Below are 13,946 nucleotides of genomic sequence, written 5' to 3' on the forward strand. Positions count from 1 at the left end.
AACCACCTAAAGAACCGCTCTGACGTGCAACGATTCGCCGACGCTCCATCAGAAAATGATCCGAGTTCAAACGATCTAGCTGTCACACCGACCAGACCGTCACTCAGAGTAGCCAGGGCCCCGACGCCGCCCCGGAGCGCCGCTGCACGGTGATCCGAACGTCATCAGATCGAGATGACGGCTCGCCACGCCGTCAACCGGTTGCCCGCCCCGATCCGGGCCGGCGTGAGGTGATGCCTACTGACGGGCTACGGGCGGACTACGGACGGGCTACGGGCGGGTGCCCTTGACCGTGGGCTGGGTCTTCTGGTTGTAGATCTCCTTGCCGTCGGCGTTGTAGGCGTGGACGTAGGGGAACGGGGGGAAGGAGTCGCGGGTGAGCTCGGTGGAGATGGCGGCGCTGTAGACGAACGCGCCGTCTGCCATGACGGCCGGGTACTGCGTCGGGTCGTCGCCGTAGCTGATGGTGACCTTGGCGACGCCGGGTTCGTAGTGCCCGGCGCCCAGCGAGAGGATCTGTCCCGTACCGGCGGGCGAGCTGACGGAGTCGAAGAACTCGATCAGGTGACCGGTGCCCCACAGGCGGTCGTTGATGAACGTCGGAGGGACGGACATGCTGGTGCCCTTGTTGCCCTTCGACTCGCACTGCACGTACTGGTTGGCGGAGTTGACGGCGAGGACCACGCCGTCCTTGGTCTCCGAGGCGACGGGAGTGCGGACCGCGATCACCGCGTGGTACTGCGACGCGTCCGAGCCCAGGCAGGAGGCCAGGATCTCGGCAACGGCCCCGGCATCGATCGGGACCGTCTTCGCGCTGGTGACGGTGAAAGGAGCCTGGGTGACAGTGACGCGGGCATCGGATGAGCCGCTGCTGGGGACCGCCGGGGCGCCGGCCGAGCCGGTGCCGCCGGCCGCGGGGGTGGGCGTGGCGGTGGGCGCTTCGGAGGGCTTGCCGCCGGCCGTGAGGGTGGGCGCTTCGGAGGGCTTGCCGCCGGCCGTGAGGGTGGGCGCTTCGGAGGGCTTGCCGTGGGCCGCGGGGGTGGGCGTGGAGGTGCTGGTCGCGGCGGTGGCCGCTCCCCCCGCGGTCGCGATGACCGCGGCGGAGGCGGCGATGAGCATGATCGGGCGGATGCGCATGAATCCGTGTCCTTTCCTGCGGGGCGTCCGGTTGAAGCCCGCGCCCCTGTACGCCTCCCTGCGCCCGGCAGGTCGCACCCCGCACACGTGATCCAGGTCATAGGCCCTGGGCGCAACCCGGGGACGGCGCTCGTGCGTACAGGGCGGGAGGCTCCGCCCAGGACGCACGGCTCCACCGCCGCGGCCGAGGAGTGCTCCCTCGCGAGCCGCCTGAGCCGCGAGCCGACGGACAGTCCCGGAAGAGAGGCCCTTGATGACGCCCCAGGAGTTCGACGCGTTCTACGCGGCGTCCTTCTCCCGCCTGACCGGGCAGCTCTACGCGATGACCGGCAACTGGTCCGAGGCGCAGGACGTGGTCCAGGAGGCCTTCATCCGCGCGTGGGACCGAAGGCTCACCTTCAACCCGGACGGTGCCCCGGAGGCGTGGATCCGGACCACGGCCCGGCGGCTGGCCCTCTCCCGCTGGCGGCGGCTGGCCCGGGGCCTGCACTTGGCCGGACGCCATCACCGCCAGGAACCACCCACCGTCGAGCCGCCCACCGAGGAGCACCTGCTGGTGGTCACCGCGCTCCGCGACCTGCCCGAGGCGCAGCGGAGCGCCCTGGTCCTGCACCACATGTGCGACCTCTCCGTCGAGCAGGTCGCGGTCGAGACCGGCGCCAGCGTCAGCGCCGTCAAGAGCCGCCTCGCCCGCGGCCGGACCGCGCTCGCGGCCAGACTCGCCGACCGAACCCCGACCAGCGAGGAAGGAAGAATCCGTGTCTGACCCCGTCCACGACACCCTCGGCGACCGGCTGCGGCTGCTCGGCACGCAGATGCCCGCACCGACCCTGCCCGCTGCGGAGATCCGCCGACGCGCCGACCGCCGACGCCGCCGGCGGCACGCCCTGGGCGCGACCGCGGCCTGCACCGCAGCAGCCCTGTGCCTGGCTGTCCCGTCCGTGCTGCACTCACCGGGACCACACCAAGGATCCGCGCTGAACTCACCGGAACCACAACAAGGAGCAGCCACCACGGACGCCTCCTCCGCGTCGGCTTCCCCCCACCCCCCGGCCGCTTTCACTGTCACCAGCGCGAAGACGGTCCCGATCGATGCCGGGGCCGTTGCCGAGATCCTGGCCTCCTGCCTGGGCTCGGACGCGTCGCAGTACCACGCGGTGATCGCGGTCCGCACTCCCGTCGCCTCGGAGACCAAGGACGGCGTGGTCCTCGCCGTCAACTCCGCCAACCAGTACGTGCAGTGCGAGTCGAAGGGCAACAAGGGCACCAGCATGTCCGTCCCTCCGACGTTCATCAACGACCGCCTGTGGGGCACCGGTCACCTGATCGAGTTCTTCGACTCCGTCAGCTCGCCCGCCGGCACCGGACAGATCCTCTCGCTGGGCGCCGGGCACTACGAACCCGGCGTCGCCAAGGTCACCATCAGCTACGGCGACGACCCGACGCAGTACCCGGCCGTCATGGCAGACGGCGCGTTCGTCTACAGCGCCGCCATCTCCACCGAGCTCACCCGCGACTCCTTCCCCCCGTTCCCCTACGTCCACGCCTACAACGCCGACGGCAAGGAGATCTACAACCAGAAGACCCAGCCCACGGTCAAGGGCACCCGCCCGTAGCCCGCCAGCAGGCATCACCTCGGACGCCCGGTGGTGCGGCGGGCGCCCCGGCGCCGGCGGGTGGCCGGCACCGGGGCGCCCGTGGGTCGTGCGGGGTGGGGCGGGGTCGTTCGGGTCAGCAGGGCTCGGCGGTGCGGCCGAACTTGGTGGACCAGATCGCCTTCCACCGGTCCGCGCCCTCGCCGGCGGCGTGCCCCTTGTAGAGGACGAGGTTGCCGTCCTGCTGGACGCGCAGCCAGACGTACCGGCCGCCGCAGGACGGTCCGGTGCCGGCGTTCCAGGCGGCCCGGCCGTCGGCACCGTAGACGACGAAGTTGCCGTCCTCCTGCATGATCGCCACACCGGGGCGGGTGCCGGCGGTGCCCGAGTTCCAGATCACCTCGGTCGTGGTCGTGCCCTGCTGGCAGTCGGGGCCGCCGCAGAACGGGATGTCCGCCTCCCAGTGGGACAGCACGAGGTTGCCGTCGGTCTGGTACTCCAGCTTCCAGCCCTCCTCCGTGGTGTTGATGCCGAACAGGCCGGAGCTGCCGTACTTGATGGACGTGTCGATGTGCTGGCCGGGGCGCAGGCAGCGGCCGCTGTCCAGGTGGTCGACCGTGCCGTCCCAGGTGTCCCTGGGACCGTTCGGCAGGTCCTGGCAGTTGGGGAGCGGGAGGGGCAGGGGCAGGGAGTCGGGGCCGCGGAACCCGCCGCCCGAGCCGCCGCCACCGGTCGACCCGCCGCCGGTGCCGCCACCGCCGCCGGTCGAACCACCGCCGGTGTTGCCACCTCCCGTGCCGCCACCGGTCGAACCGCCGCCGTCGAAGGGAAACGTGTCGAGCTTCCACCACTGCGCAGTGGTGTCACGGCACTGCCAAATGGCCAGGTCCTGGTCGTTGTTGACGGCAGTGAGGCAACCGCCGTCCGTGGCCGAGATGATCCGGTACCAGCCACGCGCACCCTCCTGGAAGCGCCACAGCTGATTGGCATTGCCCTCCTGCGAGCCGATGAGATGGGTGCGGTGAGTACTGGGGTCATGGTCCATGACCATCCCCCCACCGACCTTGGTCTCGATCAGCCACTGGCTGTTCGGCTTCTGCCAGAGCGTCCACTGCTGAGCGAGGGCACCGTTGGCACCAAGCGACTTGATCCGCGTGCCCGAGGCATTGGAGCCGCGGTCGAGGTCGGCGACCATCCAGTTGTTGCCGGACACCAAAGACCCCGTCACACCATGCCGCGGATCACTGCCACCCGGAGCCTGCGGAGAACCAGGACTCCCGGCACTGCCACCGGGAACCGCACCACCACCGGTGCCGCCGCCGGTCGAACCACCGCCAGTGCCGCCACCTCCCGTGCCGCCACCAGTCGAACCACCACCGGTCGAACCGCCCGTGCTACCGCCGCCGGTGCCGCTGTCGCCGCCCTGGGTCGGGCCGTTCTGGATGTTGTCGAGTCGCCAGCGCTGCCGGTCCGAGCCGTCGCAGGCCCAGATGCCCAGCTGTTCACCGCTGTTGGCGGCGGTCAGGCAGCCGTTGTCGGTGTCGCTGGTGATCCAGTACCAGCCGCCGCCGGCGTCGCGGAACGCCCAGTGCTGGTTGGCGTTGCCGTCCGAGACCCGGATGAGGTGGGCGCGGTGGCTGCCCGGGTCGTGGTCCATCACCATGCCCTGACCGGCCGCCGTCTTCCCGTCGGTGAGCAGGGTCTCGATGATCCACCGCCCGTTGGCCGTCGGCCAGAACGCCCAGCGCTGCGCGTCGTTGCCGTTGGCGCCGAGCGCCTTGACCGGCGTCCCGGCGGCGGTGTTCGCGCGGTCCAGGTCCGCCACCAGGCCGGCGTTCGCCGAGCGCAGGGTGGCGACCTGCGAGGAGCCGATGCCGGGGCTCACCACCGGCGTGGTGCCCGGCTGCGGGGCCGGCTGCGGGGCCGGCTGCTTCTCCTGCCGGGGCGGGACGGTGCCCAGGCCCCAGCGCTGGGAGTCGCTCTGGTTGCAGTCCCAGAGCTGGAGCGGGGTCTCGTTGACGGCCTTGCCGTCGGTCACGTCCAGGCAGCGACCGGAGGCGGGGTTGACCAGCGAGTAGCCGGGGCCCTGCTGCCAGTCCTGCGCGGGGCTGTCGTTGCAGGTGTACAGGCCGACCCGGGTGCCGCCGGCGGTCTTGCCGTCGGCGACGTCCAGGCACGTGCCGAACGCCTTCAGGGTGAACACGCCGCTGCGCGCGGACGGGGTCCACTGCTGGGACGGGCTCGCGTTGCAGTCGTACAGGTCGGTCGGGGTCCGGTCGGCGGTCTTGCCGCCGGCGACGTCCAGGCACTTGCCGGGGAAGGCCGAGTACACGGTGACGGGGGCGGGGCCGTTCCCGCCGCCGTCCGCGACCACGCCGTTCAGTCGCCACTTCTGGCGGTCGGAGCCGTCACAGGGCGCCACGGTCAGCGGCTGGCCCTTGGCGGCGAGGGTGAGGCAGCCGCCGCCGTCGCCGTTGGCGATCGTGCTCCGCCCGTCCCCCGCGTCGGCGAACCGCCACAGCAGGTCGTTCCGGCCGTCCGCCACCGGCTGCAGCGCCGTACGGTGGGTGGCGGTGTCGTGGCCGAGCACCAGCCGCTCCTCCGGCCGGCTCCGGCCGTAGGTGAGCCGCGTCTCGATCAGCCAGTTGCCGTTGCCGCGGTCCCAGAACGCCCAGCGCTGCGAGTCGGTGGTGTTCGGCTGCCAGGCCTGCACGGGGGTGCCGGCGTTCGCCACCCCGTCGCGCACGTCCGGCACGAGCTGCGGGTCGGCCGCGGAGACGACACGGATCCCCTGCGTCGGATCGGGCTGCTGCCCGCCACCGGAGGGACCGCCCCCCGGCAGGCTCGGCCCGCCGGGCCCGCCGGGGCCCCAGCCGAACGGCGGCAGCAGCGGCAGGAACGGGAAGCCGGGCAGCGTGATCCCGGGCAGCGAGGGCGCCGGCTTGGTCCCGGTCCCGGGGTTGGTCCCGGTCCCGGGATTGGTCCCGGGGTTGGTCCCACCGTTGTCGCCACCGGGGGTGCCCGGGTCGGGCTTGCCGGGGTCGGGCTTACCCGGGTCAGGCTTGCCCGGGTCGGGCTTGTGGGGATTCCTGCACGCTCGGACCGGCGGGTCCGCCGGGAGCGGCTTGTCCGGCAGGTTGGGGAACCCCGAGGCGGCGGGCCACGGAGTCGTCGGCAGGCCCGGCAGGGACGGCCAGGGCACGCTCGGGAAGTTCGGGATCGACGGCCACGACCAGGCGGGGAAGCCGGGCAGCGAGGGCCGGCCGCCCGTGGGCAGGTTCGGCGCGCCCGGCCAGGAGATGGCGGGCAGGTCCGGGTGCCCCGGCCACGGGACGTCCGGCGCACCGGGCACCGACGGCCACTTGACGTCCGGGAAGCCGGGCACGGTCGGCCACTTCAGCTCCGGATGACCGGCGACGCCGGGGGTGGCCGGTACGGGCTGACCGGGGATGATCACCTCGCTACCGGGGTCGGCACCAGGGGCGACCGGCAGAGGCAGGATCGGCCACGGCACGTTCTTGGTGCCCGGCATCGTCGGCCAGGCGACCCCGGGGAATCCGGGCACCGTCGGCCAGCCGGTGCTGCCCTGCTGGGTCGGCAGGAGCACGGCCGGCAGCTGCGGCGCGCCCGGCCAGTCGACGGCCGGAAGGTCCGGTCGGCCCGGCATCGGCACGTCCGGGTAGCCGGGCACCGACGGCCACGGGATGCCCGGCGCGCCGGGCAGCGCGGGCCAGGTCAGCTCGGGGTGTCCCTTGACGGTCGGCCACGGCAGGCCCTGGTAGCCGGGCACCGTGCGCCCGGCACCGCTCGGCGTGCCCGGGTCGGCGGGCACGCACGGCGCGGCGAGCTTCCACTTCTGCGGGATGCCGCCGTCGCACGGCCGGACGCTCAGCCCGGCGGACTGCTGCCCGGCCATGGTCAGGCAGGACTGGTCGGCCGCGCTGACGAGATTGAACGTGCCGTCACCGGCGTCCTTGAACGTCCACTGCTGGCCGGTGCTGCCGTTGGGCCGGCCCGCCGCGTCGTTCTGCACCGGCCGGATGACGGTGTTGTGGCTGTCGGCGTCCTGCTGGAGGACGGTGCCCTGGGCCAGGGCGCTCTCCACCACGTACCGGCCGTTCGCCACCTCGCGCAGCCGCCAGTTCTGCGAGGCGGTGCAGTTACGCGCGTACGCCTGGACCACCGTGCCGTCGGCCTTCACACCGCCGCGCACGTCCAGGTTGAAGGTCGGACCGTAGGCGGACGCCGCCGCCGTGAGCTGGTACGTCGCACCATCGAACGGCCGCGCACGGCCCGCGTCGGTGGCGGCCGGGGTGGTGACCGGCGCGTCGGCGGAGGCCGTCAGCGCCGCCGTCGACACCTTCGGCGCAGCGCCGGCGGCGGCGACCGTGGTCGCGGTCGATCGCAGCGCGGCGGACCTCAGCGTCGCGGCCGTGCTGCTCGTTGTCGCGTCGGGCTTCTTGCACTCGGGGTCTTCGTCGGCGGGGCCGCCCTCGCACTCCTTCTTGTTCGCCATGTTCGGTGCTTCGGCCACCCAGACCCGCGAGTTCCAGCCGAAGTCCCCGAGATCCGGTATCGCCGTCTGATTCGGCTGCGGGACGGTCCTGTGCCTCTCGTCCAGCACATCGAACTCGTTGCTGGGCAGCAACTCCCCGAGGACCCTGTTGTACGCCTGGCGTACATGCACCGCCGATTCCACGAACTCGCCGGGGATGGCCCCGATCGCCGCCCACTCGTACTCGCCCTTGGCGCTCGTGGGTGCTTCGAGCTCGGGGAACTGGTCAAGAACGTAGAAGAAGCGTTTATCCGGCCTGATCTTGTAGACCCAGCCCTCCTTCCACGCCCTCACCACCGTGCCGTCGGGGTCGGTTTCCACCCGGCTGAAGCCGGTGTTGCGCGCGGCGAACGCGTTCGCCGTCCCTTGTTCGGCACTCGTGCTGACGTAGCCCGAGTTGGCGGTGCTGTGGCCGGTCTTAATATCTCCGTCCACGTGTTCGTACAGGTCGAAGGAGGACGGACCCGCCACCGAGCCCCTGGACCTGAATCCGTCCCGGAAGATCGTGTCCGGGTCCATACCCTCGACGAGGGGACCCACCGTGCCCTGGTTGTCGTCCGTCGGACTGCCGCGATTGAGGCCGACCCCACGGTAGACGAACGGGGGAAGCGCCCTGCTCGTGTCCAAACACGGGTGCAGGTACGGCGGCGCCTCGGCCGCCTGGGCGGCCGGTGCTACGGCGCCCAACAGGGGAGCCATCAGCACCCCCGCGGTCACCACGGTCGCCAAGGACCGGATTGTGGATCTGAAGAAATCGCGGCGCATGAGCGTCGGCGACCTCACCTTCGTACTGGCATGCCGATCAAGCCCCACGCTCGGCGAGCGCGGGCCCGCCGAAGCTATAGACCGCCCGTATACAACTGATCAACGCAGGTCAGCGGCGGGCCCCGGCGGCCCTCCGGCCCGCTCGGCGTGCCCGGGACGTCTGCGCCCGAAGTCGTCTCGTGCTGCCGGGTCGTCAGGTTCGCAGTGCGGGAACGGAGCCCCGCGGTCCGCCGCGATGCGCGCCTGGGCCCGGTGCATCGTGTCCGGAATAATCGGACGCCATCCACGGTCGCCGCCGACAAGCCCCTCAAGGAGCTCGACTCCTTCAAGCCCGGGCAAAGCCCCGACGCCCAGCGGGACCTGACGGTCGACAAGTCGGTGCGCCTGTCCTACCGGCGACGACCTGCAGCGGGTCGTACTGAACCTCGCCCGCGCCGACGGGCTCGGCAAGGGCCGGGGCGGATCCGCCGGGCCCGGCGCGGCGCCGGCCCCCGGAAAGCCGCTCACCGGCGCCCAGTCCGAGGAGCTGCAGCGCCTCGGGATGAGCCCGGCGGAGCAGGAGGTCTACACCAAGCTCGGCCTCGGATACGAGGACATGAAGGACATCGCCCAGAAGGGCTGACCCCTGGTCCTTCCCCACGCTGTCCGGTCCGCCGCCGTCGCGGCGGGCCGGTCACCGTCGTGCGACGGCCCGCGGCCGGGCGGGACGCACGGCCGCGCGTACGCACTGTCGGTGGGGACACGTAGGGTGCCGTCCGGTCCCGAGGAGACCATCCCGGCCTCCGGCGAGCCGTGCGCTCGCCGGGGGCCGTTGGCATCGGTGCGGCCCGGGGGCTCCGGCCGCGGGCAGCGGACCACATCGCCCGGCAGAGTGTCCAGGTGACCGGCCAGCCCGTCGGGGCAGCCGCATGGCAGCAGGTGCCCTCGACATACCTCGTCTGCACTCAGGACCGGGGCACCCCACCGCAGTTGCAGCGCGAGTTCGCCCACCGGGCCGGCAACGTCGTCGAGCTCGACGCCGGCCACCACCCGTTCCTGTCCCAGCCCGCCGCGGTCCGGGACCTGCTGCTGAGCCTGTGAGGACGGCGACAGCCGATCGTCGAAGTGCCCGAGCAGCACTGACGGGCCGTCGCTCCTACAGTGGGCGGCATGACCAGCCCTCGCGCCACCTCAGCCTTCCACGCACCCAACGCCGACCCCGCGATCACCGACCGCATGATCACCGCACTGGACGTCCAGGCCGCCAATCCCGGTGTGCGGCGGCTGCGGGAGTGGGCACACGCACAGCTTGCCGCGCGGCCCGGCGAGCAGGCACTGGACGTCGGGGCCGGGACCGGGTCGGAAACCCAGGTGCTGGCCGCGGCGGTCGGCCCGCAGGGCGCGGCGACCGGGCTCGAACCCCACCCAGGACTACGGGCGGTGGCCGAGCAGCGCGCCGCCGAAGCGGGCAGTTCGGCGCGCTTCCTCGACGGAACCGCCCTCGCCCTGCCGCTGCCCGACAGCAACGTCGACGTGATCTGGTGCGAACGAGTCCTCCAGCACCTGGACGACCCGGCGGCAGCGGTCGCCGAGATGAGCAGAGTCCTGCGCCCGGGCGGCCGGGTGGCCCTACTCGACACCGACTGGGCCACCTTCGTGCTCCACCCGGTCGACCCGGAGCTGCGCCCCGCGCTGGCCTCCGTCGCCCAGGCCACCGCCGCCACCCCGGACGCCGGCCGCCGCCTGACCGGCTGGCTGGCCGGGGCGGGCCTGACCGTCGACCACGTCGGCGCCGACGTGCTGCTCCACGACACCGGCAACGTCACCTGGCCGATCGTCCGCGGCCTCGCCACGGCGGCGCTCGGGCGCGGCCTGATCACCGAGAAGCAGCGCGACGGGCTCTACGACGACCTCACGGAAGCCGCCGAACTGGGCGCCTTCCACCTCTCCGTGACCATCTTCGCCGCGGTGGCGCACCGACCGGGCTGACCGTCCGGCCACCTCGCCCGGCACCGGCTTGCGCAGGAAACCGGGCTGGTCCGACTTCCTGCGCGCACACGGCCGTGTCCGTGTGCGGCCGGCCATGAATCGGCGATTCCGGCTCACGTCCACCGGTCGCGAGATTGCGCGACGCCCCCCCAGCGCGGGCGCAGCGCCTCGACGAGCCGCCGGTGAGCGGCGCCGAGATCGCCGTCGGCCGGCAGGCGGGCGATGCCCGGCGCCGGGTCGGCCCGCAGGGCCTCGATGCGGTGCAGGTGATCGGTGGTGTCGTCCATGGCGAAAGTCAACCGTGTGCCGCTGACAGGGCCTGATCCGACAGACGTCACACCGGCGGTTCAGCGCCCTGCACCCGTGATTCCGCCCGGCCGCCTTTCGCGGTGCGAACGGGCAGCCGGGGGACGCTGCTGATCGTCGAAGTTCCCGGGCAGCCCCGACAGGCCGCCGCTCCTACGGTCCGCAGCTTCCACACGATCCCGTTCAACAGCAGCCGGTCGTCCGACCGCGGACGACCGGCAAACCCCCGAAGCCAGCAGGAATCGTGACAGCACAACCCACTTGACGTCCGAGAGCCTATGACGACGCGCCGTGACCGACATGATCGCCCATCACTTGATCAGCTTTGAAGACGACCCAAGGCGCCGATGTCCTCCGGGTGGAAGAGGCGGAGGTCGTCGACGGTGCTCTCCAGACCCGTGCGTTCGCGTTCGCGGAGGCGGCGGGCCTGGGCGGTCTGGACGGAGGCGAGGAGTTTGCGGATCTCGCGGGCGTTGCCGAGGGCGTAGTCGGGGGCGTGGGTGGCGAGGTGGGAGCGCACGGCGGCCAGGGTGTCGGCGGGGAGGGTGTAGCCGGCGGGTTCGGCCATCCGGACCAGGATCTCGACGAGTTCGTCGGGGCCGTAGGCGGGGAACTCGACGGTGGCGGAGAAGCGGGAGGCGAGGCCGGGGTTGGCGGCGAGGAAGGACTGCATCTCGTCGGTGTAGCCGGCCACGATGACGACGACCTCGTCGCGGTGGTCCTCCATCAGCTTCACCAGGGTGTCGATCGCCTCCTGCCCGTAGTCGGGCCCCGAGCCGGCCGGGCGGACCAGGGCGTAGGCCTCGTCGATGAACAGCACGCCGCCGCGGGCCCGTTCGAAGGCCTCGGTGGTCAGGGCGGCGGTCTGCCCGGTGAACGCGCCGACCAGGCTGGCGCGGGAGACCTCGACGACCTGCCCGCGCGCGAGGACGCCCAAGGCCGCGAGCAGCGAACCGTACAGCCGGGCGACGGTGGTCTTGCCCGTCCCGGGTGGGCCGGAGAAGACCAGGTGGCTGGGCAGAGGATCGGCGGGCAGGCCGGCCGCGCGGCGGCGCCGGGCCATCACGATCAGGTCCATCAGGTCCCTGATCTGCTGTTTGATGCTCTCCAGGCCCACCATGGCGGAGAGTTCGCCCAGGATGGCGTCCAGCTGATCGGTGTCCCTGGTCTCGCCGAAGCGTGTGCCCAGGCCGCGGTCGACCACGTCGTTCAGGTCTTCGGGCAGGAGCTGCACCAGATCCTCGGGCGAGGGGTCGTCGTGGTCGGCCAGCCGCAGCGCCTGCTGCTGGATGGCGGCCTCGAATACGCGCCGGGCCTCGCGCCCGTTGCCGAACGTCGCGGTGCGGCGGGCCTGCTGGAAGTGGGCCTTCAGCGCCTCCCGGGTGCCATCGGCGAGGACGAAGTCGAACTGCGCGGTCAGCCCCTCGACGATGGCGACGAGTTCGTCCGGGGTGTAGTCCTCGAACTCGATGGTGCGGGAGACCCGGGACTGGAGGCCGGGGTTGGCGGAGAGGAACTCGCGCATCTCGGCCGAGTAGCCGGCGAACACGACGACGACCTCGTCGCGGTGGTCCTCCAACAGCTTCACCAGGGTGTCGATCGCCTCCTGGCCGAAGTCCGTGCCCACGCCGAAGCGGCGGGAGAGGGCGTAGGCCTCGTCGATGAACAGCACGCCGCCGCGGGCGTTGTGGAAGACGGCGGTGGTCTTCTGGGTCGTCTCGCCGAGCACTTTCCCGACCAGGTCGGCGCGGGAGACCTCGGTGACGTGGCCGTCGGCGACCACGCCCAGGGCGGCCAGCAGCCGCCCGTACACCCTGGCGACGGTGGTCTTGCCGGTGCCCGCGGAGCCGGAGAACACCATGTGCCGCCCGATCGGCGGTCCTGGGGTCACCCCCGCGCGTCGGCGCTGCTCGGCCACCCGCAGGAACTTGACCAGCTTGCCGATCTCCTCCTTGACCTCGCGCAGGCCGATCATGGCGTCCAGCTCGGCGAGCAGCGCGTCCAGGGAAGTGTTCGGGGCGGCGGTCGGCGCCGTACTACCGGTCGGACGCTCGGCGGGCGGGACGAGCGGGCGGGACGGCGCCGACGGCGGGGAGGGGGTAACAGCAGGAGCTGTGGTGGAGTCCGGTGCGGACTTCGGCGCCGGCTGGAAGTCCCGCAGGTCGCCCTTCTGGTTGTCCGTCGAGACCAGTGCTTTGATGTCGGCGTCGGCGCCCCGGAACACGATGAGCCCGGGGCCCTCGGTCCTGGTGACGGTGACGCTGTGCAACCGGGCGGGCCCGCCGGGCATGAGCACCAGGCCGGCGTCGGCGTTGCGGGTCAGCTCGACCCCGGTCATGGTGAGCGCGCCGTCGTCGCCGAAGCCGACGCCGACCTTGTTCCGCTCGATCCGGCCGCCGGTCACCTCGGTCCGGCTGCCGCCCCCACCGGCCGCGAGCCCGAGGTCCGTCGACCCCTCAACGACGCAGTTGGTGAGCGTGGCCACGCCGCCGTCGTCCACGACGGCCCCGTAACGGCGGGCGTCCTGCACGGTGACCCCGTCGGCGGTCAGGACACCGCGGGTGGTGCACCAGACGCCGTCCTGCGCAGCCGCGGTGATCCGCAGCCCCTCCACGGTGGCGTGGGCGTCGTCCCGGACCACGAGCCCGCACTGCTTGGAGCCGGAGACGGAGCCACCGCGGATCGCGGCCCTGGCGTGGCCGTCGATCACGATCCCGCCTTGGTCCGTACCGTCGATCTCGCACTGCTCGATCAGCGGGTTGGCCCGCGCGGTGACCCAGATCCCGTGCTCCCCGGCGCCGCTGATCCGGCAGTTGCGCACGCTCACCCGGGCGCCGTCACGCAGCGCGATCCCGCACGCCCCGGCGCCGATCACCTCGGTGCCCTCGATCACGCCGGCGGCGTCCCGGTAGGCGATGCCGGCGTCGCGGACGGTGCTCCCGCGCAGGAACAGCTCCGCGCCGCCGCGGGCCCACACGCTGGTGGCCGACCGGCTCATGAACTCGCAGTCCTCCACCACCGCGGTGCCGCCGACGACGCTCAGCGCCAGCCCGTCCGGGTGCCAGTTGCGCAGAACCAGGCGTTGGAGCGTCGTGCGGCCCTCGATCTGGAGGTTGTGCTCGTCGGAGCAGTCGATCACTACGGACCCACGCGGGCCGAGCGCGGTGATCGTCGCGGTGCCCCAGAACCGGTACGCGTCGGTCCGGTAGTGACCGGGCGTGATTGCGATGTTGACCGCCCCGACCGGGGCTGCCTGCAACGCATCGCCTAGCGTCCGGTACGCCCTCGGCTCCGTCTGCGACACCAGCAGATTGAACATCCACACCCCATGCCCCGAACCACGATGCTCCCAGACATGATCGTATGTCAGGGCCCGGACTCGGCCGACCTGCGGTGTCGGTCGGCGGAGTCCGGGGCAGAGCGGGGACGGGAGTTTGAAGACCAGCCCCAGGTACAGCACCCGTACGATCGCCTCCAGCTCGGCGTCGGTGGTGCCCACGACCTACCGGCGCGAGCTGCCGATGGGCCCGCGAGGCGATCGCGGTGCCCACGCACCACCAGGAATCAGCCGGCCGCAGCGGCGTGGTGGCGGCGGCACGGGCCCGTACCGCAGAACGTCA

Annotated in this window: 8 protein-coding genes; 4 read left to right on the forward strand and 4 right to left on the reverse strand. The window is 72.3% G+C overall.

From position 1 onward, the window contains the following. Positions 1 to 270: 270 nt before the first annotated feature. On the reverse strand, positions 271 to 1,137 hold the full coding sequence (locus ACFVSN_RS02840) for a hypothetical protein (protein WP_387953597.1): 867 nt from the start codon (positions 1,135 to 1,137) through the stop codon (positions 271 to 273). 253 nt (positions 1,138 to 1,390) lie between these two features. Here ACFVSN_RS02840 and ACFVSN_RS02845 point away from each other — a divergent pair, with 253 nt between their 5' ends. Together ACFVSN_RS02845 and ACFVSN_RS02850 are read left to right on the forward strand one after the other, a co-directional pair. Then, positions 1,391 to 1,903: a SigE family RNA polymerase sigma factor gene (locus tag ACFVSN_RS02845; RefSeq protein ID WP_387603987.1), complete on the forward strand. Its 513-nt coding sequence runs from the start codon at positions 1,391 to 1,393 to the stop codon at positions 1,901 to 1,903. After that, positions 1,896 to 2,753 (forward strand): hypothetical protein, encoded by an 858-nt coding sequence (locus ACFVSN_RS02850; protein ID WP_387953598.1) that lies wholly within the window; start codon positions 1,896 to 1,898, stop codon positions 2,751 to 2,753. Before ACFVSN_RS02845 ends, ACFVSN_RS02850 begins: the two co-directional genes overlap by 8 nt. 115 nt (positions 2,754 to 2,868) lie before the next feature. Here ACFVSN_RS02850 and ACFVSN_RS02855 read toward each other — a convergent pair whose 3' ends face one another. Further along, a complete protein-coding gene (locus ACFVSN_RS02855) occupies positions 2,869 to 8,007 on the reverse strand; it encodes an RICIN domain-containing protein (protein ID WP_387602883.1) in 5,139 nt (1,712 codons plus the stop codon). A gap of 837 nt (positions 8,008 to 8,844) precedes the next feature. Between ACFVSN_RS02855 and ACFVSN_RS02860 the strand changes: the two genes are divergently transcribed. Both ACFVSN_RS02860 and ACFVSN_RS02865 read left to right on the forward strand, forming a co-directional pair. Further along, the gene (locus tag ACFVSN_RS02860) at positions 8,845 to 9,132 is read left to right on the forward strand and encodes an alpha/beta fold hydrolase (RefSeq protein ID WP_387602852.1); all 288 of its coding nucleotides are present in this window, start codon (positions 8,845 to 8,847) and stop codon (positions 9,130 to 9,132) included. Between the two features lie 69 nt (positions 9,133 to 9,201). Next, entirely contained in the window at positions 9,202 to 10,020 is an 819-nt protein-coding gene (locus ACFVSN_RS02865; RefSeq protein ID WP_387602855.1) for a methyltransferase domain-containing protein, read from the forward strand. A gap of 113 nt (positions 10,021 to 10,133) precedes the next feature. Here the strand turns inward: ACFVSN_RS02865 and ACFVSN_RS02870 are convergent, their stop codons facing one another. Further along, a complete protein-coding gene (locus ACFVSN_RS02870) occupies positions 10,134 to 10,307 on the reverse strand; it encodes a hypothetical protein (RefSeq protein ID WP_387602858.1) in 174 nt (57 codons plus the stop codon). A 338-nt stretch (positions 10,308 to 10,645) separates the two neighbouring features. Further along, a complete protein-coding gene (locus ACFVSN_RS02875; protein ID WP_387953600.1) occupies positions 10,646 to 13,585 on the reverse strand; it encodes an AAA family ATPase in 2,940 nt (979 codons plus the stop codon). Between the last annotated feature and the right edge of the window lie 361 nt (positions 13,586 to 13,946).

This window comes from Kitasatospora sp. NPDC057904, from assembly GCF_042887925.1.
Taxonomy (GTDB): domain Bacteria; phylum Actinomycetota; class Actinomycetes; order Streptomycetales; family Streptomycetaceae; genus Kitasatospora.